Genomic DNA, 24,870 nt, shown 5'->3' with positions numbered 1-24,870 from the left:
GTGCAGGTAAATTAATCAACTATTTTGCAAAATAGGGATGTACCCTTTTGACTTACTTCAAAAAGATGAACTTGCCATTATTTCCATCTACATCCATCTTGATTTGAGCAATGTAAAACTGGCTCTGTACAACTTCACCTTCAGGGGTAAAGGAAATTTCACCGAGAGGGGTATTGTACTTTCCAGCTAGGATTTGCTGATTCAGCTTTGTGCGTAACTCTGCCAATGACAACACGCTGAGTTTGGTTTTACTATCCAAAGCTTTCAAGGCTTCCACGAATACTTGTACGGCAGTGAAGGCTTGAGCACTAAACTGCGGTGGTTCCTTCTTGTTTTGCTTTACATAAGCATCGCGGAAGGCAGCATTGATTTCGCCGGGGGCTTCGGGACTATAGGCTTGAGCAATGATAATACCATCGCAGAGTGCTTGACACACCGAGAAGATATTAGACGTGTTCAAACCATTGCCGCCAACGATGGTACCTTGATAACCCAGTTCCCGCAGTTGCCGGATCGAGTTACCCCCATCGGCTGCCAATCCTGAAATAACAACTAAGTCGGGTTGGAGAGCGAGTGCATTACCAATTTGAGCTTGGAAGTCCGTGTCAGTAGTTTGGAACTTTTGGACGGTGACGATATCAAGCCCTTGGTTTTTAATCGCTTGCTGGAAAATTTCTGTCTCCGATGTGGTGAAAGCGTCATTTTGAGCATAAAAGACAGCGACTTTTTTAATCTTAGGATTAAGCTTAAGCGCTGCCTTTACTGCATTGGGAGCTACAAGCGAAATAGGTGCAGAGACACGCGCAATATACTCACCAATCTCAGGAATCCCTTTGGCAGTATTCGATGCGCCAATGACTGGCAATTTTGCTCGTTCTGCGATTGGATTGGCACTAAATGCCTGCTGAGAAGACGATGGCCCAACAATGCCAACCACTCGATCTTGATTAATTAGAGTTTGGAAGGCGTTGATGGCTCCTGCTTCATCTCCTCCAGTGTCTTGAAACACCATTTTAATAGGAGTACCATTAACACCTCCCCTGTCGTTGAAATATTTCTCAGCAATTTTGACACCACCCACTGATTCCTGAGCTAAAAGAGCATAGTTGCTGGTTTGCGAGAATGCTGCTCCAATTGGAAGGGCAGTAGCTGAATTGGGTGTAGCTGCTGCTGGTGTATTGCTCGGAGTATTAGTGGTGGTGGTGGTAGGTTGATTGGTTTGACTACAAGCAACAACCAGTATAAAAGTGATGAACGAGGTGAGAATGTGAGTAAAGATACTTTTCTTAAACATCTTAGGACTTCCGCAGTGAGTATGTGCAACTACAATAGTCCTGAACATTTAGTTAGGTAATTGGTAATTGGTAATTCTATCTTACTCCGAACTTTCGCCAACTGGGATAAGGCGAAACTAGCCAGCGGCGGTTAATTACTCATCTAAGAATAGTGCTGAACATTTAATAATTTGGGAATTGGGAATTGGGCATTGGGCATTGGGAATTGGGAATTGGGCATTGGGCATTGGGCATTGGGCATTGGGCATTGGGCATTGATAAAAACAACTATCCGTGTATCCGTTACTTCCGTGTCGTGCTGTTACTTCAAACTCTTGACCGAAAGCATCCAGGATACCCGCCACGTGATTCATTCCTTCGCAGACTCAGGACCCAGAAATAACAAACCTGTATTCGATGAAACTTGCCGAACGTATTTATCCGTGGGGTCAATGCTTCAATCTAAAATCTAAAATCTAAAATCTAAAATCGATTGACTTCTGTCTCTGCATTTTTAACGTGATGGTTGTCATTGTGTAACAGCAGTTCATTGTCCAACGCCGATGTAGAGGCGGAAAAACCATTATTTGCAGCATTGTTTCCAGGAGCCGCTGCTATTGCTGGCAATTTGCGCCGATTTCCCCACAACACGCCGGCTGTGAAAGTCAGGGATGCGATCGCAACTCCTCCCCCTATTCCCGCCCACCATAAAGACACGGGTAAATTATTAAAATTAACCTCTGTTGCCTTGGGATTTGCGTCTTTCTTTTCCTCGTCTTTTGATGGCTTGCTGCCACCCCGCAAAGATTGTGCGTAAAGTTGAGGTGCTCGCTGCGTTACTATCAAATCTCCCTCGAATAAACCCCTCTTCACTTCAACTAAATCTCCGGCCGTTTGACCGAGTTCAATTTCAACAGCTTGATAAGCATTGCCATTTTGGACGTAAACGGTTTTTTTACCGCTAACATCCACTACCGCCGCACTGGGAATTGCTAAAATATTTGTTGCAGTTTTGTCGGTTAAAATCTCCAACTCCGCAAACAGTCCGGGCTTTAATTCACCGTTAATATTATCTAGTTCTGCTTTCACCGGCACCACCCGCGTTTCTCCTGACACGGATGACCCAATTAAGGCGATTTTTCCCTTGAAAGTGCGATCGGGTAAATTAGCGACTTTTACCCTCACTTCCTGACCCTGTTTTACTTTATTCAGGTCTTTTTCGTAAATATTGGCTGTGGCAAAAACGCGGCTGTCATTTAACAGACTCATCAACGGTTTTTCAGCGTTTACTGACTCTCCTGGGGTGATTTCGCGATCGGCTACCGTCCCGGAAATCGGAGCAACTACGGTAACGAGTCCTCGATCGTTGGCAACAGTTCCTAATTGTTGGAGTCGCGCTTGATAGGCTGCGTCAGCCAAGCGAATCCGCGACTGAGCGACTTCGACGGCAGTTTTGCCGCGTTTGAGTTGGTTCTCGGCTTCTAGGACTTCCCGGCGGCTCTGAGCTCTGGTAAGTTGAGCTTTTGCTTCCGCTACTCTGCCTTGAGATTCCCGCAATTCCCGCATTGGGAGGTCTACTTCGGCTTGTTTAATTTCGGTTTGGGCTTTGATAACTTCTGGACGGCTTTTTGCCTTAGCAACAGCGGCTTTTGCTTCGGCGAAGTGGGCTTGCGATTCCAGCATTGTGCGCCGCGCGATCGCCCCTGATGCCACTAATTCTTTGTCGCGATCGAACTGTTCTTTGGCAACAGTTAATTCTGTTTCTGCCCGTGCTATTTCGGCTTGCGCTATTTCAACTTGACGCTGATAGTTTTCTTTAGCGGCTTGTACAACTGAACGCTTGTTTACTAATTCTTGTTCTTGCTGGTACTGCTTAGTTACCGCTGCCAATTGGGTTTGGGCTTGGGCGATTTCTGCTGCGGATATTTGACTTTGGCGATCGTAATTTTCTCGTGCTAGTTTGAGATCGCCTTCCGCTTGCTGCAAATCTGCCTCAGCTTCGGCACGTTTCGAGAGAGATTCAACCCGCAACTGTCCTAATTCTGAACTCGATAAAACCGCCACCGGTTGACCTTTTGATACTTTGTCCCCAGGCTTAACCAGCAACTCTACTACTTTCCCAGCAACAGGAGCCGTAACTTCAACTTTTTCGTTGGGTAAAGTTTCAATTTGTCCTGTGGTTTTGATGCCGATATCTAGTCGCTGGCGGGAGGCAGGGGAGACTTTAATACCTAATCGTTTTGCTGTTTCGGCATCGACAGAAATAGCAGCAGGAGTTTCAGTTGTTTCGCCGCTTTGGTGAAATTCATCTCCGTGGCCAGCGTGGGCAAAAACAGCGGCAGGAGAACTTAGCAAAATTAGGCTGAACAAACTTCCCGAAAAGCTGCTAATAATTGCCGGATATTGAGCATATTTGTGGAATATCATCGTTGGCAATGTCCTTGAAATCAGGTTGAGTGCCACAGGTTTAGCAGTTGGTATTTTGCCAAGGTAAGTAAGTGATACCCATTAAGTAAAGTTACTTATTAGCATTTTCCAAGAAGCGACTGCTAAGCAATGACCAAGAGCTAGAAATGCTCTACTCAACCTAGTATTTCACGGTCAAATGAAATTAGGATGAAATTTCGCCTCAGCAGCCCAGATACCCACCGGCTGCTAAAATACCCATATAAGTTGCGCCTAGTGACAAGCGATTTGGCTGTAGATTTTTTGCCGGTTTTTTTATCTCTGCTGGCGCTGCAATTTCGTTGGTCAATGCGCTCACTAGCTCATCTACGGCTGCATTTGATTTATAAGTGGTGTTTAATTCCAAGCTATTCAATATCATAAACTACCCTCTCTATCTATCTAGCTTTTTGCTGACCTATCTACTACTTTAGAGGTATGGCTGAGCAATTGTCTACAGTATTCTTACGTAACTTTCTACTACTTTAGAGCTAGGGCGGCTCAATTATCTACAGTCTGTGTAGGTACTCTCAGGAAACTGAGGTGGAGTCAGACCAATGCTGACAGCCACAGTCAAGCTACATTACTTTGTCTACCAAGGTTGTCGCCACTTTTTCATTTGCTCAATTTCTTGCTTTTGTGAACCAAGTATTTTCTTAACTATCGAACTACTGTGATTAAGGTCACTTATTTTCATGATTTTGGTCACGTTTTGTTGAGGTGAGCTAAATTACTTTTTGTACCAAGCTTGCCGCCACTGTTTCATTTGCTCAATTTCTTGCTTTTGCGAAGTCAGAATTTCTTGAGACAATTTCTTCATTTCCGGGCGTTTTGACTTCTTCAAAGCATCTTGGGCCATCACTAAAGCTCCTTCGTGGTGAGGAATCATCGCATTGATAAATCGCAAGTCAAATTGGTCGTCAGCCGCCCCTAAATCCATGCTCATCATCATGTGGTGCATTTGTTCGGGAGTCATGGCCATCATGCGACCCATTGGAGCCTGATAAGCCATCGGGGTACTGCTGGCTTTGGGATACCAAGTTTTTCGCCACTCTTTCATTTGATTGATTTCGCGGTTTTGAGCAGCAATTATATCAGTGGCAAGTTTTTTCATTTCCGGGCGTTTAGATTGTTTAAGCACATCTTGAGCCATTTTTACAGCACCTTGATGGTGTACTGTCATGCCATCAATAAATCGCAAATCGTAGTCGGCATCAGCAGGGCCTAAATCCATTGACATATCGTGATTCATGCCATGATGCTCCATGCCACCCATGCCACCGCCTTGTGCCACGTTTTGCTTGTTGTTTGCTTCGGTTGCAGCCGTAACATTTGGGGCGGGAGTTTCACTGGAAGGGGCATTTGAACAAGCTGCAAGCACTCCGCTGGTTAAAGCGGCTGTGGCGGTCAACATCAGCGCTGCAAAGCCTGTTTTTAATGAAATTGGTTTCATAGAGCTTATATCCTTAAAACTGCCATTTATCTTCAGCTTTCCACATATAAATGAAATTAGGATGAAATTTTTGCTGCGAACTTGTAAAGAATTATTGCTCTGCCGTCGATCGCACTCAAAGTTAAGATTTACAGAACTGCTTTGTAAAACTTACCTAAACTTCTCTAAACTCATTTTTAGACACAGTTTGTGCTTACTTCCTACGCTGTTGGGTAGACGGCTAATCCCAAGATAAGTAGGCTATCCCCCTCAAGCCGAGGGTTCCCAATTTAAAATATTTAGACTTGCGTTCCAGTCCCGATCTAAAGATATGCCACAAGCAGGACAGTCAAAAGTCCGAATGCTTAGTGGCATATCTTTTTTGGTGCCACAATTGGAACAAGTCTTGGTACTAGGAAACCACTGGTCTACCAATACTAAATTAGCTCCATACATTTGACACTTGTAGTCAAGTTGACGTTTGAACTCGTAGAATCCAAGGTCAGATATTGCTCCAGCTAACTTGTGATTCGCCATCATTCCATGAACGTTTAAGTTCTCAATCTTAATTAACTTGAATGTTTTAGCTAAGTAAGTTGTCAACTTGTGAAGGAAATCTAAGCGAATGCGAGCTATCCGCGCATGGAGTCGGCTGATTTTACTGTAGGTTTTACGCTGGTTTTGAGAGCCTCGCACCTGCTTTGATGCTTTGCGCTGCAAAGTGGCAAGCTTGGTTTTCGCACTGGCTATCAACGGCTTTGGTGCATCAAAAGTTTGCTGGGTTGACAGCGTGGCAAAAGACTTAATACCGAGATCTATTCCTACAGAACTTTCAGACGGCTGAACAGGTAGGCGTTCTGCATCAACGCAAAAGGAGACTTTCCCAGCGATTTCCTTCTTTTGAAATCGTGAAAGTTTGAGAGAGGAAGCTACATTCTAGGGGTTCAAAAAGCCTAAAAGTTCCCAATGTAGGAATCTTAATCGTTCTGCCAGCAGTTAGCAAAACTTTGCCGTGAGACGAATCGACCGTAAAAGATTGACCGTCCCTGCGACTAGCGAATCTTGGATGACCTGCTTTCCCAGAACGGTAGCGACTAAACGCATCTTTGAGATCGATCAAAGCATTTTGGTAGACTCGGCTAGACAATTGGTTCATCCAAGCAAATTCAGGCTTTTTCTTGACATGGTTGGTGAGAACTTTCTTGACTTCGTTGATCACCTTCGAGTCGGTAAATTTTCCCTCGCCATACATTTGAGTCCGCAAGCTCAACCCAAAGTTAAAAACTACGCGCCGGAACCCTGCGTGTTTCGCCATCAAGGTCGCTTCCTTGTTATTTAATTTGAGCGCTCGTTTAATGGCAAACATAAAACTTCCTCAATGGCGATTAACTATGGACAAGTTTAGCAAACTATTTGACACTTAAGTCTTACTCACAACCTAATTATGTAGGGTGCACAGTGCGCGCCTTACCCCTATGGATAGCGTGTCAAACCAGTTTTTTCAGAATTCCTGATTTATTTTGCAATTCCCCTTGACTCTCCTGTGGACTGGAGACTTTACAATAAAGTTAATTCATTGATTGAGCAGAGTAGTTTCTGCTGAGGTTCAAATTATGACTTTACAGCTAAAAGTGCCTAAGATGGCTTGTTCTGCTTGTGCGACTACAATCACAAAAGCAGTCCAAGCCATTGACTCAGCCTCAACGGTTGAGGCGGATCTCAAGACAAAATTGGTCACGATTCAAACCGCTAAGTCGGAAAGTGAAGTTAGGAAAGCGATCGCATCGGCGGGCTATCCAACAAGTCAATTTTAGATTTTAGATTTTAGATTTTAGATTTACTTGCAGCTTTGAATCTGGGAGATTTAACAAGAGTCTAAAATTTTTGATTCTCCACGACAGGAGTACGTCGCACGTTATCCGTTTTTAGGCGAGGTCAATCGATTTTAGATTTTAGATTTTAGATTTTAGATTGAAGCATTGACCCTACGGATAAATTCGGGGGGCAATTTTCTCGGATACAGGTTTTTTATTTCTGGACGGATGAATCCGGGGGCTTTCGGTCCTTTGAAGACATAAGGTAACTTTATAATTTAGGAGGGCATCTATGGACAATCTCACACTTAAATTGCGGGGCATGAGTTGTGCTTCTTGTGCTTCCTCTATCGAACAAGCAATTCAATCTGTTCCCGGCGTAATTGAGTGTCATGTCAATTTTGGGATGGAACAAGCAACCATCCAATACGACTCCAAGCAAACCAACTTAGAAACAATTCAATCTGCTGTTGATGATGCGGGATACGAAGCTTTGCCGCTTCAAGAAATGGCTGCGCCAGAGGATGATTCCGAACAAGCCGATCGCAAATCTGAATCTCAAACCTTGCAGCGGAAACTCTGGACAGCAGGTATCATCAGCATCCTGCTAGTTGTGGGCGCTATTCCAGCGATGACCGGCTTGCACCTGCCATTTATTCCCGCGTGGCTGCACAATTATTGGCTGCAATTAGTGCTGACATCACCCGTACAATTTTGGTGCGGCAAATCGTTTTATGTGGGAGCTTGGAAATCCCTAAAACGGCGTGTAGCAACAATGGATACCCTGATTGCCTTGGGTACAAGTGCTGCTTACTTTTATTCTGTATTTGTGACATTTTTCCCAGGTTTATTCACAGCCAAAGGTTTAAATCATGGCGTTTACTACGAAGTTGCGGCCAGTGTTATCGCCTTAATTTTGTTGGGAAAAACCATAGAAAATCGGGCGAAGGGAGAGACTTCCGAAGCCATTCGCAAACTCATGGGTTTGCAAGCAAAAACTGCTCGGATAATTCGCAACGGGGAAGAGTTGGAAGTGCCGATCGCCCTAGTGGAAATTGGCGACATCGTGCAGGTGCGGCCGGGAGAGCAAATCCCCGTAGATGGAGATGTTATTGAAGGCTCTTCCACAGTAGACGAAGCAATGGTTACGGGAGAAAGTTTGCCTGTCAAAAAGCAGCTTGGCGACGAAGTTATCGGAGCCACAATTAACAAAACTGGCAGTTTCAAGTTTCGGGCGACAAGAGTTGGCAAAGATACATTTTTAGCTCAAATTGTCAAGATGGTGCAGGACGCACAGGGTTCAAAAGCACCGATCCAAAAGTTAGCAGACCAAGTGACGGGTTGGTTTGTTCCTGTAGTAATTGCCGTCGCTTTAGCTACTTTTATTATCTGGTTTAACGCGACTGGAAATATCACTTTAGCAACCGTAACAATGGTGGAGGTGCTGATTATTGCCTGTCCCTGTGCTTTGGGTTTGGCGACTCCGACTGCTGTGATGGTGGGAACGGGAAAAGGTGCAGAAAATGGGATTTTAATTAAAGGAGCCGAGAGTTTAGAATTGGCTCACCAAATCCAAATTATCGTGTTAGATAAAACGGGAACCCTCACAGAAGGCAAGCCGACTGTAACTGATTTTGTGACTGTTAGAGGAACGGCGAACAGCAATGAGTTAAACTTGCTGCAATTGGCTGCGTCTGTAGAGCGAAATTCGGAGCATCCTTTGGGGGAAGCTGTTGTTAGATACGCTCAATCTCAAGAGGTTAATTTGACGGATGTTAAGGATTTTGAGGCGATCGCGGGGAGTGGTGTTCGAGGGGTTGTAGCCGGAAAGTCGATCGCCCTGGGAACGCTGAGGTGGATGCAGGAACTCGGCGGCGATACTGAATATCTGGAACTGCGCGGGAGAGCTTTGGAAGCTGCGAGCAAAACGGTTGTTTGGATGGCTGTAGAAGGCAAAATAGAGGCAATTCTGGGCATTGCGGATGCCCTCAAACCCTCGTCAGCGCAGGCGGTGAAAGCGCTTCAAAAGCTCGGTTTGGAGGTGGCGATGCTGACTGGGGATAATCGCGCGACTGCGGAGTCGATCGCCCAATCCGTGGGCATTACTCGCGTTTTTGCCGAAGTTAGACCCGACCAAAAAGCAGCTCAAATTCAAGCCCTGCAAGGGGAAGGAAAAATTGTCGCGATGGTGGGAGACGGGATTAACGACGCACCGGCTTTGGCCGCTTCAGACGTGGGAATTGCGATCGGCACCGGCACAGATGTGGCGATCGCAGCCAGCGACATTACCTTAATTTCAGGAGATTTGCAAGGCATAGTTACAGCAATTAAACTTTCCCGCGCCACCATGCGGAACATCCGCGAAAATCTGTTTTTTGCGTTTATTTACAACATCGCTGGAATACCGATCGCGGCGGGCATTTTGTACCCAATTTTTGGCTGGCTGCTAAATCCAATTATCGCCGGTGCAGCAATGGCTTTCAGTTCAGTCTCTGTAGTTACTAATGCTTTGCGATTGCGAAATTTTCAAGCCAAATCTAGTGCATAAATTTAGTCATCAGTCATTAGTCATTAGTCATTAGTCATCAGTCATCAGTCATCAGTCAACAGTCAACAGTCAACAGTCAACAATGACGGACGGTGCAACCGGAATCGATATCAGGCGTGGAATACGCACCCTCCCCCGATTTATAAACGAAACTCTCTTGTATAAACTAGGAGAAATTTAAAAAATGTTGAACCAGCGCCAAATCTTAGGAAGCCTCGGAAGTTTAGGAATTATGCTCGGAATTGCATCGGGAGTTCGAGCAAATCAAATCTCAACTCATCCTGCAAAATCAACAGCTCAATTTCGGCATATCGAACAGCCGTTAAGTTTAAAAATAGGCGTAACAGCAGCCGGACTGACATTAATTGGTTTAGAATTATGGTGGTTTTTGTTCAGTAAAAAGCCAGCTAAAACCAAGTAAACTTTGCAAAGACGGTTTTTTCCAGCGAGATATCGCTAAAATTGAGGAAGCTTAAAAAATTTGGAGTGAGCTAAATGCAACTACTACACACGATGCTCCGAGTCGGCAACCTGGAAGAGTCCCTCAAATTTTACACTGAGGTTCTGGGCATGAAATTGCTGCGACAAAAGGACTATCCAGACGGTAAATTTACTCTGGCTTTTGTGGGCTACGGCGACGAATCCGACACTACAGTTTTGGAATTAACATACAACTGGGGCGTCACAGAGTACAATTTGGGGGATGCTTACGGTCATATTGCGATCGGCGTTGACGACATTTACGGTACTTGCGAAGAAATTAAAGCTCGCGGTGGTAAAGTTAGCCGGGAACCCGGCCCGATGAAGCACGGTTCAACAGTCATCGCTTTTGTGCAAGACCCAGATGGATATAAAGTTGAATTAATTCAACTGCAAAATCCACGCGACTAGAAAGAAACCGGGTTTCTGCGATAATTTTGGCATCCTCATCGAGACTTGGTGAAGAAACCCGGTTTCTGACTCCCAATGGGAACCAATTATTAAAGTTTAGGGTTTCTTTTTGGGAGATTGGGGAGGTTGGGGAGATTTTAAGATGTTGTCCTTCCCCATTTTATCAACGATTAAGTCGCTGATAATCTGAGCTCCGTGGGAGGTAAAGTGCAAGCCGTCATTATTTTTTACATAGCCTCGCTTACCCGATTTATTAGCAACTACTGGAACAAATTTTCCGGCTTGTGCAAAGGTCTCCCAAGTAGAAATAAATTCGATTTTGGATGAAGATTTGCTGGCAGTTTTATAAATATTGTTCATGATGGGAAAAGCTTTGAGATACGAAGATTTGTTAGGCATCGATTGACCGACCCAATACACTTTTCTCACGGATGACGAATCAAGTAAATTTGCATATCTTTCAACTCTTTCTTGATAAGCTTTTTGCCATTCTTTGGTCATAACAGCCCAGCCTTTTCCTTGAGAATCAATGATATTTTGACGGTCATTGGTTCCAAACATAACTATCACTACATCCGGCTGGTAATTCTTAATAATTTGGCGAGTTCTGGCATACCAATCATAATAATCTATCCGATTTAATCCGGTCGAGACCTTGTAGTCTATTTTCGTATCGGCGATATTGTATTTTGTCTTAAGAGTGTACTGGAGTTGAATTCCTAAGTCGAACATTACGGAATCTCCAATAAATAAAAATCTGCGATAAGGTCTGGTCAGTTTAGGTTTGGCTGGGGTTGGTTTTTTAGCTGGGGTTGGTTTTTTAGCATTAGCAGGCTTTGGGGGTTCAACGGCGGCTTTTGTTTCGGTTGTGACAGGAGGAATTTCTGATTCTTTGGGGAGGCTATCGAAGTTAATATCTTTAATTTTGCTCCAAAAAGCTTGTTCGGATTTTCGGAAACCGTCTATTTCGATCTGGCGCGCGGCTTGTTTAATTTCTGGACTGGCGAAAGGAGTTGAAGCAAAGCTTTTTAGAAATAATGATAAGTTTGAAAATATTAAAGTGAGAATTACAGAAGTAACAATCAGCAAAAATTCCCGGTCTTTCATATTTCTTAAAAATTAAAGTAAATAAAAGGCGGCATGGTACTCGGCCCCAACATCAAGATAGTATACACGAGCAGTGAAACTAAGACAACCCGAAAGAAAATGTTTTTTAATGACAATACGGTTTGCAATAGTTTCGCGATGTGATCGCCCCACAAGTTGATCGCGCCAATGACTGCAATTACTAAATACAATTGCCAAAAGTTAAATTGAAAAGTGGCGACTGCTGGATGGAAAATTCCTTCAAAAAAACTCATCGCAGTTTCCCAGTTGGGAGTGCCGAAAAATACCCAGCTACAAGTAACAAAAGTAAATGTTAGCAGCCAACTGCAAAATTTAGCAAATCTGGGAAAGGCATAGTCTAATTTAAAGTGGATAGCTTGGGGGATATCTTTACATAAATGGTTGACAATTAATCCTAAACCGTGAATTGCTCCCCAGAAAATAAAGTTTAAACCTGCGCCGTGCCACAATCCGCCGATCGCCATTGTCATCAGTAAATTTACGTACTTCCTCAACTTACCGTATTTGTTGCCGCCAAAGGGAAAGTAAACGTAATCCCTCAGCCACTCGGAAAGACTGATGTGCCACCTTTTCCAAAATTCTTGCAGGCTCAGCGATCGGTATGGCATATTAAAGTTGGCAATGGGTTTAAAACCCAGCAAACAGGAGATGCCGTTGGCTAAATCCGAGTAGCCGCTGAAATCTACGTAAATTAAACAGGAATAGGAAATTGCCGCGAGGATTAAATCGATGCTGCTGTACTGCTGGGGGACTTTGAATGGCAAGTCAGTGAAGTTAAACAAAAAGCTCGATAAAGTATATTTTTTGAAGAGTCCCGACAAAATCAAAACTATAACTTCTTCAATTTTATAGTCGTATTTTTCCGGTGAATTTAGCTGCCCGTAAAATTCGCGAGCTCGCGAGATTGGCCCGGAGGCAATTTGCGGAAAGTAGGTAATGTAGGCGGCATAGTCTACAAATTTCGGACAAGGGATTTTTTGCTGGTAGCAATCGATTAAATGAGAAATCATTCTAAAAGTGTAGAAAGACACGCCGACGGGGGCGATTATTTGCAAAACGGGAAAGTTGGCGGGAATTTGTAGCTGGTTCAGTACCTCAAATAAAGAAGTTACAAAGAAGTTGCAATATTTAAAGATGCCGAGATAGCCAATGTTGAAAACTAAGCCGGAGATGAAAGCAATTTTTTTATACTTACTGTTGCAGATCACCCGGAGAATGATATAATTGTATACGGTAGAGAAAATGAGGAGCAAGAGAAAGTCAAAGCTCCAAAACGAATAAAATAATAAACTCGAAGCTAACAAGACAATTTTATACAAATCGACTTGGGGTTTCACCGAGACGATCAGGCTAAAAATAATTAGGAAAAATACTAAAAATTGGTAAGTGGGAAATAGCATAAATCTCAGTCGCTAAAAAATCTTGTTTGTGGCAATATTTTTATAAGTACGGCCAGCGAACCTATCCCCAAGGGAATCGCCAGAGTCGGTCTGAACTCATATGTTGCACCATTGTCAGTTAGCCTTTTATGAACAGGCAAGATGCCTGTTCCACAAGAAAATTTATCTTTTGTGGAACGGGCATCTTGCCCGTTCTTGAGAATGGCGCAAGATGTGAGTCTCACCGCAGCAAATTTCGGGGTGGATTGCGGACTGTAAGCTTTTGCAATCTTGTCAATTAGGTCACAACTTGCGCCGTAGTTAACCGCACTCATAAATTCATAATCCTGTTTAAAGATTATGATGGTTGTGAGACGATGTATTAACGGATAACAACAGGAATCCCCTTGATTGCGAGGAACCAACGTGCAGCCAACAGACCCTAGCAAATTTACAGATCAAGCCTGGGAAGCCATTGTCAAATCCCAGGATGTAGCCCGCCGCTTTGCCAATCAGCAGCTAGAGGTTGAACATTTAGCCATCGCCCTTCTCGAACAGCAAGGCCAGGCCAACAGCATTCTCAGCAAAGCTGGAGTCGATGCCCCCCGCTTGGCCCAGCAGTTAGATGCTTTTGCCAAACGACAGCCCAGAGTTGCCAACGCTGACCAACTATACCTCGGTCGCGGCTTAGAAGTGATGTTAGATGTTGCCGAGGCCACCAGGGCGACTTGGCAAGATAATTTTATCGCCGTTGAACATTTATTAATTGGTTTAGTAGAAGACGAACGAGTCGGGCGCAGGTTGCTGACAAAAGGCGACGGCCCGCCAGGTCGCCCCGGTTACGATCGCAAACCCCCAGCCGGTACACTCGATCGACCAAAACTCGAAGAAGCCATCAAATCTTTCCGCGCCACTGCTAAAGCCCAAGAAAAAAATTCCGAAACGGGGAAAGGCAGCCGCAGCAGCGCTAAAGCCCAAGATCAAGATGGCGAAGCTAACTCCGACGCCCTCAGCAAGTACGGCCGCGATTTGACAGAAGCCGCCAAAGCCGGCAAACTCGACCCAGTAATCGGCCGCGACGAGGAAATCCGCCGCGTGGTACAAGTTCTTTCCCGCCGCCAAAAAAACAATCCGGTGTTAATTGGCGATCCCGGAGTCGGAAAAACTGCGATCGCCGAAGGTTTAGCCCAACGAATTGTCAACGGCGACGTACCCGAATCTTTGAAAAATCGCCAGCTATTTAGCCTCGACATGGGCAGTTTAATTGCTGGGGCAAAATTCCGGGGCGAATTTGAAGAACGATTGCGGTCTGTTCTGCGGGAAGTCATCGATTCCGACGGGCAAATTGTCCTATTTATTGACGAATTGCACACGGTTGTAGGCACTGGCGGCGGTGGCAGTTCCGGTTCGGGAATGGATGCGGGAAATTTGTTAAAACCCATGTTGGCCAGAGGCGAATTGCGCTGCATCGGCGCTACAACTCTCGACGAATTCCGCAAGAATATTGAAAAAGATCCTGCACTGGAACGCCGCTTTCAACAAGTATTTGTCGGCGAACCCAGCGTTGAAGATACTGTTTCCATTTTGCGCGGATTGAAAGACCGTTACGAACGCCACCACGGGGTAAAAATTACTGATTCGGCCCTGGTAGCTGCTGCAACTCTGTCTTTTCGCTATATTTCCGATCGCTTTTTGCCAGACAAGGCGATCGACCTTGTAGATGAAGCGGCCGCCCACTTGAAAATGGAGATTACCTCTAAACCTGTGGAATTGGAAGGCATTGACCGCCGGGTGATGCAGTTGGAAATGGAAAAATTGTCGATCGAAGGCGAAGGAAAAGGTGCTCTAGCCCCTGGGCTCGGCTTCCGCGTCGAACGCATCACCTCTGAGATTGACATTTTAAAAGTCAAGCAGGAAAAATTGTCCTCTCAGTGGTTGGGCGAAAAGCAGTTGTTGGATGCAATCAATAAATTGAAAGCAGAAGAAGACCAACTGCGAGTCCAAATCGAACAAGCAGAAAGGGCTTACGATTTGAATAAAGCCGCCCAGTTAAAGTACGGCAAGTTGGAAACTGCGGTGCGCGATCGCGAAGCCAAAGAAGCGGAACTTTTGAAACAGCAAGCTCAAGGTTCTTCCCTGCTGCGCGAAAAAGTTACTGAGGGCGATATTGCGGAAATTGTCGCTAAATGGACGGGCATTCCGGTTAACCGGTTGTTAGAGTCCGAACGCCAAAAATTGCTGCAATTGGAAAAACATTTGCACCAAAAAGTTATCGGTCAAGAGGAAGCTGTAACAGCCGTGGCGGCGGCAATTCGGCGCGCTAGGGCGGGTATGAAAGACCCCGGCAGACCGATCGGCTCTTTCTTGTTTATGGGCCCGACAGGCGTCGGAAAAACTGAGTTAGCGCGGGCGTTGGCGGAGTTTTTGTTTGACAGCGACGATGCGATCGTCCGCATCGATATGTCGGAATACATGGAGAAGCACAGCGTTTCTCGGTTGGTAGGAGCTCCTCCCGGATATGTCGGTTACGATGAAGGGGGACAACTTTCCGAAGCAGTGCGGAGACATCCTTATTCGGTAGTGCTGTTTGACGAAGTGGAAAAAGCGCACCCGGACGTATTTAACATTTTGCTGCAAGTGTTGGATGACGGCAGAATTACCGATTCTCAAGGTCGAGTGGTTGACTTTAGAAATACCGTAATTGTGATGACTAGCAATATCGGCAGCGATCACATTTTAGACGTGTTTACTAAGAAGGAAAAAACCGTCAAAAAACCTGCTAGCCGGAAGCAGGAAACGAAAGATTTGTCAAGTCAAAAGACAGATTATAAAGTGGCTGCAGACGGTACTGTTGAGGTGTCGGCCCAGCGAGTCGATGGTGATACTGTAACTAAGAGTGAAAACAAGACTGAGAACAAGAGTGAAAATGACAATTTATTGACTCAAGAACGGGAGACAGACCAAGAGTACGAACAGATGTTAAAACGGGTGATGGCAGCGCTGCGATCGCACTTCCGGCCCGAATTTCTCAATCGGGTGGACGAGATAATTTTGTTCCACACTTTGAGCAAGATCGAACTGCGGCAAATAGTCAGCATTCAAGTGAAGCGGATCGAGCGTTTGTTGGCAGAGCAAAAAATCACTTTGGAACTGTCCGATGCGGCGAAAAATCATATCACAGATGTTGGTTATGACCCGGTTTACGGCGCTCGTCCCTTGAAACGTGCCATCCAGCGGGAGCTAGAAAACCCGCTGGCTAACAAGATTCTGGAAAATGCGTTTGTGGAGGGTGATACAATTGCGATCGACTGTGAAAATAACTCTTTGCAATTTCGCAAAAAAGAGTCTCGCCCAGCGCTGACAGGTAACAGTTTGTAGTTGCCGAATAGTTGGGAACAGGCAAGATGCCTGTTCCACAAACCATCCATTTTCTTGTGGAACAGGCATCCTGCCTGTTATTGAAAATTAGGAACAGGCAAGATGCCTGTTCCACAAATAATAAGCCTTCTTGTGGAACAGGCATCCTGCCTGTTATTGAAAATTAGGAACAGGCAAGATGCCTGTTCCACAAACCATCAATTCTCTTGTGGAACAGGCATCTTGCCTGTTATTGAAAATTAGGAACAGGCAAGATGCCTGTTATTGAAAATGGTGAAACCTATTACTTGATATCAAGAATTAGACATGGTGCGGCTGCCATAGGCATCCATGCTGTAGGCGGGAACGCGAACGCGGTAATCAACTTCTGTTCCCGTCACTGATTTTGCCAGTTGTTCAAAAGACTCATCGTTCCAATTCCGCTCGTGGATAGGCTTTGACTGTTCGCCCAGGAAATATGCTTGAGTGCCAATTACTGAGGCTGCTACCCAACCGACGATTAAAAGAGCGATTACAATAGTCATTTTTACTTTTCCTTTAACTTTTGTTGCTTTATGTAAATAAATGTAACAAAAATTAGTAATAAACGTCAAGGTACTGTAATGTCGTGGCAACCGTCCGGCAGGTAGTAAATACCGCACCTAATCCTGAGTCTGTAGGGTGTGCTTAGTGTCAACAAGGGCTCGATCCCCCCTAGCTCCCCTTCATAAGAGCAGGGCGGTTTCATTCTCGGTAGGGGCAATCCCCCTGTGGTTGCCCCCATGTCCCAAACGCCTGTGAAATCGTCTGTGGGTGGGGGCGGGCACGGGGGCATCGCCCCTACAAAAGCCTGATTTTGGTGAGAATGAAACCGCCCCCCTTAATAAGAGGGGGGGACAAGAGTGTTCTCAAAGTCAACCCCTACTCCCCTTATCAAGGGGGATTTAGGGGGATCTAGACTGGGCTACCAGCGAGAGATACAGAGGGGTTTCAGGCTTAAGTTGACACGCCTTGGTAGGGTGGGCACCGCGCATCGGTAGCTAGCACAGTACCCGGATTGTGAACTGTATCCGAAATAGCAAAACAGATTGTTGAGAGTTTATAGTTAAGAAATTATAAGTTTTGCGTTAATAAATTACGATTAAAAGTCTGCCGCTGGCATGAGGAATAGCGGCCAAATTATGAGTTATGATTTATCAGTTTGGATTGGAACTAACAAATCCCAATTACCAAATTTTAAGTACAAATTACTAATTACCAATCATCGCTACAAATCATGCCAAACTCAATGTTAAATAACGACCCGTTGTGGTTCAAAGACGCGATTATTTACGAAGTACCAGTTCGCGCTTTTGCAGACAGCAATGCAGACGGGATCGGCGACTTTAGAGGACTGACAGAAAAACTGGATTACCTGCAAAACTTGGGAGTAACAGCAATTTGGGTACTGCCATTTTTTCCGTCGCCGCTCCGAGACGACGGCTACGATACATCTCACTATACTACCGTCAACCCGATTTACGGCACATTAGAGGACTTTAAAGACCTTTTAGAAGCAGCGCACCAGCGGGGAATTCGCGTCATTATTGAGTTAATTGTCAACCACACTTCCGACCAGCACGCTTGGTTTCAGCGAGCACGCCGCGCCCCAAAAGGCAGTAACGAAAGAGATTTTTATGTGTGGAGCGACACGCCGGAAAAATATCAAGATGCTCGGATTATTTTCCAAGATTTTGAAACATCTAATTGGGCTTGGGATGCGGTAGCAAAAGCTTATTACTGGCACCGTTTTTATTCCCACCAACCCGATTTGAATTACGACAATCCGGCCGTCCGCCAAGCCATCTTAGATGTGGTAGATTTCTGGTTGGCACTGGGAGTAGACGGACTGCGAATGGATGCGGTGCCTTACCTGTACGAGCGCGAAGGTACTAACTGCGAAAACCTGCCAGAAACTCACGTATTCCTGAAGCAATTGCGGAAGCACGTAGATGAGAATTTCCCGAACCGGATGCTGCTGGCTGAGGCGAATCAGTGGCCGGAGGATGCAGTTCAATATTACGCTGCCGGCGATGAATGTCACATGAACTTTCATTTTCCGCTGATGCCGCGTTTATTTATGGCTTTGTATATGGAAGATAGCTTCCCAATTAGCGATATTCTCCAGCAAACTCCGCAGATTCCCAATAACTGTCAGTGGGCATTGTTTTTGCGGAATCACGATGAATTGACGCTGGAAATGGTGAGTGATGAAGACCGAGATTATATGTATCGGGTTTACGCTCAAGACACTCAGGCTAGAATTAATTTGGGCATCCGCCGCCGCTTGGCTCCTTTGATGGGAAATAACCGCCGCCGCATCGAGTTGATGAATGCTTTGCTGCTGTCTCTTCCGGGTACGCCGGTGCTTTACTACGGCGATGAAATTGGCATGGGAGACAATATCTATTTGGGCGATCGCAACGGGGTGAGAACTCCGATGCAGTGGAGTGGCGATCGCAATGCCGGTTTTAGTCGTGCTAACCCGCAGCGGCTGTACGCACCGCCAATTGTTGACCCTGAATATCACTACGAATCTGTTAACGTGGACGCGCAGCGGGCGAATCCGAGTTCTCTTTGGTGGTGGATGAAACGCCTGATTGCAATTCGGCAGCGCTTCCAAGCATTCGGTCGGGGAACTTGCGAGTTTCTGTACCCGGAAAACCGCAAAGTTTTAGCTTTTGTACGCACTTATCAAGACGAACACATCCTCGTAGTGGCTAATTTGTCACGCTTCGTCCAGACGGCAGAATTAGACCTTGGGCCCTTTAAAGGTGCTGTTCCGGTGGAGATTTTCGGTCGCACTGAGTTTCCTGCCGTTGGGGAGCAGCCTTACTTTTTGAGCTTGAGCCCTCACACTTTTTACTGGTTTACTCTTACTGCTAAACACGAAGATTTTTCGTTGCACGGTCATCCTACAGACTTGCCGAGTTTGGCGGTGATAGGCAATTGGAAAACAGCTTTTGCTACAAGTCAGTTAAGCGATATGCTGCTTAATCTTTTGCCGGGATACCTGCGGCGCAATCGCTGGTTTAGCGGTACAGACAGGACAATTCAATCATTAGAAATAAGTGATGTTGTACCGGTTGAATGTAAAGATAGTGCGGGGGAGCAATCTCAAGTTTACATTCTGTTCTTGCAGTTGAATTATACTGAAGGTATGCCGGAAACTTACGTTTTGCCTTTAGGGTGGGAAGAGATTAAAGGCGATGTGGACGATCGGGCGATCGCGCGCCTGCAATTCCCAGAAACCAACAAGGAAGTCGGGGTACTATTTGATGCTGCTGGGGACAAAGGTTTTCTGAGCGCGCTGCTGGGGACGATCGCCAATTCTCGCAGTTACAGAGGTGTTGCAGGTCAACTGCTAGGAATTGCCGACAGTGCATTCAAATCAGAAGAAGAGTTAGCGCAGCTCGAACCTCACCTGTTCAAAAAAGAACAAAGCAATACATCCGCAGGTTACGGCGACCGCTTCGTCCTGAAAATATTGCGAAAAATCGAGGAAGGAATTAACCCCGAATTAGAAATCGGACGCTTTTTAACAGAGGGCAACTCGATCCAACACTACGCTCCAATTGCCGGAGCATTGGAATATCACACACCAGCAAAACAAGTCCTTACAGTCGGAATCCTACAAAAATTAATCCCCGACAGCGTAGATGCTTGGTCTTATACATTAGACACACTGCGCGACTATTTCGAGCAAGTAATGACAGTAGAAGCAAAGCATTCCGGCGAGAATTTATCTACTGCCCCCGAAAATTATTTGCCGAACGCTTTGACCGGACAAACCCAGCGGCAGCAAAACTCGCTAGTAGCCGATTTATCCCTAGAAATTCCGGCATTAGCTCGCGAACTCATCGGCTCTTACTTAGCATCAGCGGAACTTTTAGGTAAGCGGACAGCCGAACTTCACCTCGCTTTAGCTGCTGACACAGAAAATCCCGCTTTTGCCCCAGAAAGCTTCACCTCCTTTTACCAGCGTTCCATCTATCAATACATGAGAAATGTGGCCGGAAGAACTTTGCTGGATCTGAAAAAACGGATGTCCAAACTGCCGCCAGAAATACAAAAATCGGCGCAAAAGCTGCTCAACCGCGAAGATTTGCTCATGGAACGTTTCAAGTCTATTTTGAACTTGAGAATCACGGCCGATAGAATTCGCTGTCACGGGGACTTTCATTTCGGGCAAGTTCTTTATACAGGCAAAGACTTCGTAATTATTGATTTCGGAGGAGAACGCGATCGGCCCTTAAGCGAGCGGCGGATGAAGAGGTCGCCTCTGCGAGATGTTGCAGGAATGCTGCAATCTATAAGTTACGCTGTTACTTTGGCACTCCGCAATGAAGTAGAAAGTGGGATGATTCGCCCGGAAAATCTCCCGGAGATGCAGCAGTGGGCGAACGTTTGGCACCGCTGGGTCAGCCTCACTTTTGTTAAGAGCTATTTGGCAACAGCAGCCGATGCAGATTTCTTGCCCAAATCTATACCGGAACTACAAGTTTTGCTAGATGCTTACATTTTGGAAAAAGCGGTTGGCGAGCTAGCCTACGAACTTAATTACCGCTTGGATTGGGCGCACATTCCGCTTCAGCGGATTGTAGAATTGCTGAATTTATAAGGGCGGGTTTATCTATACTCGTTAGGGTGCGTGACTTTCTAGTTACTCAATTAACAGCGAGATGCTGGAGAGTCACGCACCTTACATGAACCAAATCTGCTTTGATAAACCTTTTATGGGGGAAGAGAATTCGCTCCTCTACAAACTTCCGTCCCTCTCTAAGAGACTAAAAAAAAAGATGGTTGAACACCGATTTCGTATTACTTAAAATAAAGAGCTGCTTGATACAAAACTTGTTCTTGATGGGTTAACAAAGTGCAGTCAGAAAGCGGGTAAGCCACACAAGTAACAGCGTAGCCAGCTTGCAATTCTGACGGCTTCAAAAACTTTTGTTCGCTTTGGTCAATTTCACCGCTCAGCAGTTTGACGACGCAAGCAGAACACTCTCCTTGCTTGCATCCATTCGGCAAGCGGATGCCGGCATCTTCTGCCATATCTAAGATATACTGGTCGTCTGGTACTGCGATCGTGCGATCAAGCGCGAGAGCCTCATTCACCAACCGAACTTGATAAACTGCCATTTTTTCCTTCTTCCTCGCAAAAGGGCGGGTTTACGATGCTGTTAGTCCTACCAAATATTTCGGGTAAAACCCGCCCCTACAACTAGAAAGGGCGGATTTATATCGTGTATATCTAGACAAGTGCTTCTTGATAATCGAGATTTTCATCTAGATAAATAGCCCGAATATCCTCCGGCAAGTTTGATTCTAAACTTTGATATCCTTTTTGCAGCAAAGCCTTTACCTGAGCCGGCGAAATAGCTTCGCCTTCTGCTTGCAAATAAGCTGCAATTCGAGTTTCGCTCCAGCGGAAAGTCTGAGCCATCAACACCACTAAACGCGGCAGCGGCGCTAACAATTCTAAGGCTTGTTTGACGTAACACCATAGGGGAGGCGGAGCCGATTGCAAAGAGTAGTGAATCGACTCAACAGGGGGCAATTCAGCTTGATTTATGCAGACTGCGGTGACATTAATCAGCCAGTTTTGGAGACTGAGATTCCCGCCATCAGACTCTTGGATTTCGCGGCGCAAATCGAGGCCTCGGAGTTCGTGATAGATGTGCAGCCAAGTGTGGGCAAACAGGTAATCGCCTTGTACGGGCGATCGCACGGAATGGCGAATCAGGGAGTGTACAATTTGAGCATAGCGGCAAAAAATTGCCGTGAAGAACCTACCTTGATCGGGATGGTTTTGAAACAGAGTCAATAATTCCTGATCACTGTGGTGAAACAGGGATTTGACCACAGGATGGTTGAGTTCTGAAAAATTAGGTGTTTGCACAATTGTTCTGGAAAGGTTTTGGGAATAAATGCTGGTGCAGCCCGATTCTACACGATTTGTCGCTCGATGTTCCAGAGTTGAGGGTGATTTTGTCGGGGCGATGTGCGATGGATCTCATTAGTTTTCACCTCTACAGGACTAACTCCGATGTCATCCAGGGCTAAGCGCGAAGGAGCTCCGAGATTCTTTGCGCTTAGCTTGTGAATGACAATTTACCGTTCGCAATGCGTAAGTCCTACTCTAGATGACCCAGTTGGGTGAATTTCTAAAAAGCTAGCGACTTCGCAGTAAACTTGACAGAAGACACAGCAAAGGCGAGGTCCGCCATCAGGAGACAAAACGCAGTGAAACAGTTAAGTTTATTCCCAGAAGCAGAGATCATGGCGAGTCCTGCGGAAACTGCCAATTGTGCTGAACGCGATCGCATCGAAGCAAAATTTGCGCCGTACATGAGTGAAGAACTGCGACTGGGACAACTCGTATCCTACGCAGGCAACAAAAGCTTGCCAGTTCTCCGCCTCTTCCGCTACAAAGAAGCATTTTCCTTTGCTTTAGTCAAGCAATTTATTCACCGTTTTGGATTAACAGAAAAGGATTATTTATTTGAGCCTTTCTGCGGCATGGGGACAACTTTATTTACAGCTATGCAGCACAATGTCCCCGCATTAGGAATAGATAGACTGCCAATAGCTACCTTTATTGCTGGGACGCTACCCCTTTTCTGTTCAGTAGAACCCCAAACTCTGCGAAAAACTTTTGCCGAACTCAAAGCTAAGGCAGACAAAGCAGAACCCGCTGAGGTGGCAATGGATGTCAAGATTATGCAAGTCGCTTTTCCAGAAGCAACGCTGCTCAAATTGCGCCAGTGGAAAAGCGCTATTGAAAGTTTATCTTCACCCTTGCGAGAAATTTTTCAACTGCTGTTTTTGGCTATTTTAGAGCCTTGCAGCTACACGGCAAAAGACGGTCAATTTTTACGCATGAAACAGGATAAGTTAATTCCAGATCCTGGGGAAATGCTGCAACAGAAAGTATATGAAGCTGAAGAAGATATTCTATCCTTAAGGTGTTTGTGGGGGCAAAAGAAATCCGCGCCACTTCCCGCAGTTCAGTTAGGTGATACTCGGAATTTGAGCAATGTGAATTTTGAGACACAACCCACAGCTTTGATTACATCTCCACCCTATCCTAACCGTTACGACTACACCCGCACCTATTCGCTGGAACTGTGCTTTAACTTTGTCAAGAACTTTGAGGAGTTAAAGGAGTTGAGGTTTGGGATTTTGCGATCGCACATCGAATCAAAAATTGATGCTTTTGACAAACCGCCAAATCCTGTAATCGCCGAAGTTGTAGACATACTCCGACAGCAAGGGAAAGCATTAAATAATCCCCGCATTCCTGATATGTTGACAGCCTATTTTGTGGATATGCAAAAAGCTATTTGCGAATGGGCCAAAATTCTAGCTCCCGGTGCAAAAGTAGCGGTAGTTGTGGATAACGTGCGTTTTGCCAGCGAGATAGTCCCAGTCGATTTAGTGCTTTCAGAAATGGCCCAAGAGCTGGGTTTTCGAGTAGAGCAAGTAATTGTTGCCCGCTACAAAGGTAACAGTTCCCAGCAGATGGGTAAATATGGTCGAATTCCTGTCCGCGAGAGCGTGCTCATTTGGCATAAAGAATAGGTGACTGTAATGGCATCATCGAATAGGCGCGAAGCTTGGTTGCTCGATCAGTTGTCCAAGAGTGAGTTTTTTCACCAAAAACTGCACGAATGGGGAATGTTGGAGACAGCCTCTCAAATTGAACAGGTAAAAGGGGAAACACTGCCGTGGGAATGCGATAATCTGGGCATTTCTCAAAAAGCTTGGAATAAGGTAATTCACCGCGGCATCAAGCCCGTGATTGTCTTTGCTCACCCCCAGGTTTTGATTAGTGTATCTTGTGCTGTAGGCTACTACAGAATGTTAGCAATGGTTTCCCAAAAATCAATGAAGCAAGTTGGACTGTCAAGCATTCGCTATGAGCAAGGCAAAGGTTTCCCTGATGAGTTGGTGGCTGGGAATATAGCTCAGCACTTAAATAAAATCATTAGCCATTTAGTTGAAACTGATGAACAGATAGACGCTCGCGAATTTGATTTATGGCGTGGAATGGCTGCTGGTTCGCAAGCTCAGGGTTCCTGGCAGAATGCGAAGGGGAGCAAAGTCGAAATTCTCATAAAAGCTATGGTGCAGTTGAGATTGCGTGAGGAAGACTGGATTTCTAATGAAACAGGTAACTCTGACGAAAAAGTTATGCAACTGAAAGATGGGCGGAGAATCGTATTTGCCAGCGAACCTGACATTGGAGTTTACAGAAATGAACAGATTCTAGTCGCAGTTGAAATTAAAGGAGGCATAGATACTGCTGGCGTTTTGGAGCGGTTTGGAGCAACGCTCAAAAGCTTGAGTCGAGCTAAAGAAGTTAATTCGGAATCAACAACGATTCTTATCTTACCGGGTGTTTCTGTTACTACACGAGCCATATCTGCTCTCAATGCGGCCCAGAATGTTGTCAATTATTGGTTCATTTTGGAAGAATTAGTAGAGCAAGATCGCAAAAAAGAAGAACTGTTCAGGTTACTCGGTTTGTGAAACCGTCCACTATGTTAGGACAGTCAAT

21 protein-coding genes are annotated in these 24,870 nt (G+C 45.4%); 9 read left to right on the top strand and 12 right to left on the bottom strand.

The features are described 5' to 3' along the window. Positions 1-52: 52 nt before the first annotated feature. The 7 genes from QUB35_RS11225 to QUB35_RS11195 form a co-directional block, all read right to left on the bottom strand. The gene (locus QUB35_RS11225) at positions 53-1,294 is read right to left on the bottom strand and encodes an ABC transporter substrate-binding protein (RefSeq protein ID WP_333141995.1); all 1,242 of its coding nucleotides are present in this window, start codon (positions 1,292-1,294) and stop codon (positions 53-55) included. A 135-nt stretch (positions 1,295-1,429) separates the two neighbouring features. Beyond that, entirely contained in the window at positions 1,430-1,639 is a 210-nt protein-coding gene (locus QUB35_RS11220) for a hypothetical protein (RefSeq protein WP_333141994.1), read from the bottom strand. 118 nt (positions 1,640-1,757) lie between these two features. Continuing rightward, positions 1,758-3,701 (bottom strand): efflux RND transporter periplasmic adaptor subunit, encoded by a 1,944-nt coding sequence (locus QUB35_RS11215; protein ID WP_333141993.1) that lies wholly within the window; start codon positions 3,699-3,701, stop codon positions 1,758-1,760. A 202-nt stretch (positions 3,702-3,903) separates the two neighbouring features. After that, positions 3,904-4,101, bottom strand: a complete 198-nt coding sequence (locus QUB35_RS11210; protein WP_333141992.1) for a hypothetical protein — start codon at positions 4,099-4,101, stop codon at positions 3,904-3,906. Positions 4,102-4,449: 348 nt separating this feature from the next. Next, positions 4,450-5,172 carry a DUF305 domain-containing protein gene (locus QUB35_RS11205; RefSeq protein ID WP_333141991.1) on the bottom strand — a complete coding sequence of 241 codons (723 nt, stop codon included), beginning with the start codon at positions 5,170-5,172 and terminating at the stop codon, positions 4,450-4,452. Between the two features lie 249 nt (positions 5,173-5,421). Next, a complete protein-coding gene (locus tag QUB35_RS11200) occupies positions 5,422-5,970 on the bottom strand; it encodes an RNA-guided endonuclease TnpB family protein (protein ID WP_333142031.1) in 549 nt (182 codons plus the stop codon). A 43-nt stretch (positions 5,971-6,013) separates the two neighbouring features. Continuing rightward, positions 6,014-6,517: a helix-turn-helix domain-containing protein gene (locus QUB35_RS11195; protein ID WP_333141990.1), complete on the bottom strand. Its 504-nt coding sequence runs from the start codon at positions 6,515-6,517 to the stop codon at positions 6,014-6,016. 247 nt (positions 6,518-6,764) lie between these two features. Here QUB35_RS11195 and QUB35_RS11190 point away from each other — a divergent pair, with 247 nt between their 5' ends. From QUB35_RS11190 to gloA, 4 genes are all read left to right on the top strand, one after another. Further along, positions 6,765-6,965 carry a heavy-metal-associated domain-containing protein gene (locus QUB35_RS11190; protein WP_333103811.1) on the top strand — a complete coding sequence of 67 codons (201 nt, stop codon included), beginning with the start codon at positions 6,765-6,767 and terminating at the stop codon, positions 6,963-6,965. Positions 6,966-7,257: 292 nt separating this feature from the next. Continuing rightward, a complete protein-coding gene (locus QUB35_RS11185; protein ID WP_333141989.1) occupies positions 7,258-9,513 on the top strand; it encodes a heavy metal translocating P-type ATPase in 2,256 nt (751 codons plus the stop codon). 184 nt (positions 9,514-9,697) lie between these two features. Then, positions 9,698-9,934 carry a hypothetical protein gene (locus QUB35_RS11180; protein WP_333103809.1) on the top strand — a complete coding sequence of 79 codons (237 nt, stop codon included), beginning with the start codon at positions 9,698-9,700 and terminating at the stop codon, positions 9,932-9,934. Positions 9,935-10,008: 74 nt separating this feature from the next. Beyond that, the gene (gene gloA / locus QUB35_RS11175; RefSeq protein ID WP_333141988.1) at positions 10,009-10,404 is read left to right on the top strand and encodes a lactoylglutathione lyase; all 396 of its coding nucleotides are present in this window, start codon (positions 10,009-10,011) and stop codon (positions 10,402-10,404) included. A 96-nt stretch (positions 10,405-10,500) separates the two neighbouring features. Here the strand turns inward: gloA and QUB35_RS11170 are convergent, their stop codons facing one another. Together QUB35_RS11170 and QUB35_RS11165 are read right to left on the bottom strand one after the other, a co-directional pair. Then, on the bottom strand, positions 10,501-11,511 hold the full coding sequence (locus QUB35_RS11170) for a DUF459 domain-containing protein (RefSeq protein WP_333141987.1): 1,011 nt from the start codon (positions 11,509-11,511) through the stop codon (positions 10,501-10,503). A 5-nt stretch (positions 11,512-11,516) separates the two neighbouring features. Beyond that, entirely contained in the window at positions 11,517-12,932 is a 1,416-nt protein-coding gene (locus QUB35_RS11165; RefSeq protein ID WP_333141986.1) for an MBOAT family O-acyltransferase, read from the bottom strand. A 405-nt stretch (positions 12,933-13,337) separates the two neighbouring features. On the opposite strand from QUB35_RS11165, the gene QUB35_RS11160 reads away from it, so the two are divergent. Next, entirely contained in the window at positions 13,338-16,289 is a 2,952-nt protein-coding gene (locus tag QUB35_RS11160) for an AAA family ATPase (protein WP_333141985.1), read from the top strand. Between the two features lie 26 nt (positions 16,290-16,315). Continuing rightward, the gene (locus tag QUB35_RS11155) at positions 16,316-16,456 is read left to right on the top strand and encodes a hypothetical protein (RefSeq protein WP_333141984.1); all 141 of its coding nucleotides are present in this window, start codon (positions 16,316-16,318) and stop codon (positions 16,454-16,456) included. A 126-nt stretch (positions 16,457-16,582) separates the two neighbouring features. On the opposite strand, the gene QUB35_RS11150 is transcribed toward QUB35_RS11155, so the two are convergent. Further along, a complete protein-coding gene (locus tag QUB35_RS11150; RefSeq protein WP_333103804.1) occupies positions 16,583-16,813 on the bottom strand; it encodes a photosystem II protein, Psb35-related in 231 nt (76 codons plus the stop codon). A gap of 731 nt (positions 16,814-17,544) precedes the next feature. On the opposite strand from QUB35_RS11150, the gene treS reads away from it, so the two are divergent. Continuing rightward, positions 17,545-20,928, top strand: a complete 3,384-nt coding sequence (gene treS / locus QUB35_RS11145; protein ID WP_333141983.1) for a maltose alpha-D-glucosyltransferase — start codon at positions 17,545-17,547, stop codon at positions 20,926-20,928. A gap of 200 nt (positions 20,929-21,128) precedes the next feature. On the opposite strand, the gene QUB35_RS11140 is transcribed toward treS, so the two are convergent. After that, positions 21,129-21,449 (bottom strand): 2Fe-2S iron-sulfur cluster-binding protein, encoded by a 321-nt coding sequence (locus QUB35_RS11140; protein ID WP_333046751.1) that lies wholly within the window; start codon positions 21,447-21,449, stop codon positions 21,129-21,131. 112 nt (positions 21,450-21,561) lie between these two features. After that, positions 21,562-22,209, bottom strand: a complete 648-nt coding sequence (locus QUB35_RS11135; protein ID WP_006634336.1) for an RNA polymerase sigma factor — start codon at positions 22,207-22,209, stop codon at positions 21,562-21,564. A gap of 344 nt (positions 22,210-22,553) precedes the next feature. Here QUB35_RS11135 and QUB35_RS11130 point away from each other — a divergent pair, with 344 nt between their 5' ends. Together QUB35_RS11130 and QUB35_RS11125 are read left to right on the top strand one after the other, a co-directional pair. Next, positions 22,554-23,891, top strand: a complete 1,338-nt coding sequence (locus QUB35_RS11130) for a hypothetical protein (RefSeq protein ID WP_333141982.1) — start codon at positions 22,554-22,556, stop codon at positions 23,889-23,891. Positions 23,892-23,900: 9 nt separating this feature from the next. Next, positions 23,901-24,842, top strand: a complete 942-nt coding sequence (locus tag QUB35_RS11125; RefSeq protein ID WP_333103799.1) for an XcyI family restriction endonuclease — start codon at positions 23,901-23,903, stop codon at positions 24,840-24,842. Positions 24,843-24,870 lie beyond the last annotated feature (28 nt).

Source organism: Microcoleus sp. B13-B6, from assembly GCF_036705405.1.
Classification (GTDB): domain Bacteria; phylum Cyanobacteriota; class Cyanobacteriia; order Cyanobacteriales; family Microcoleaceae; genus Microcoleus.
Note: the sequence above shows the minus strand (reverse complement) of the source record. Positions and strands in the feature narration are given on the sequence as shown.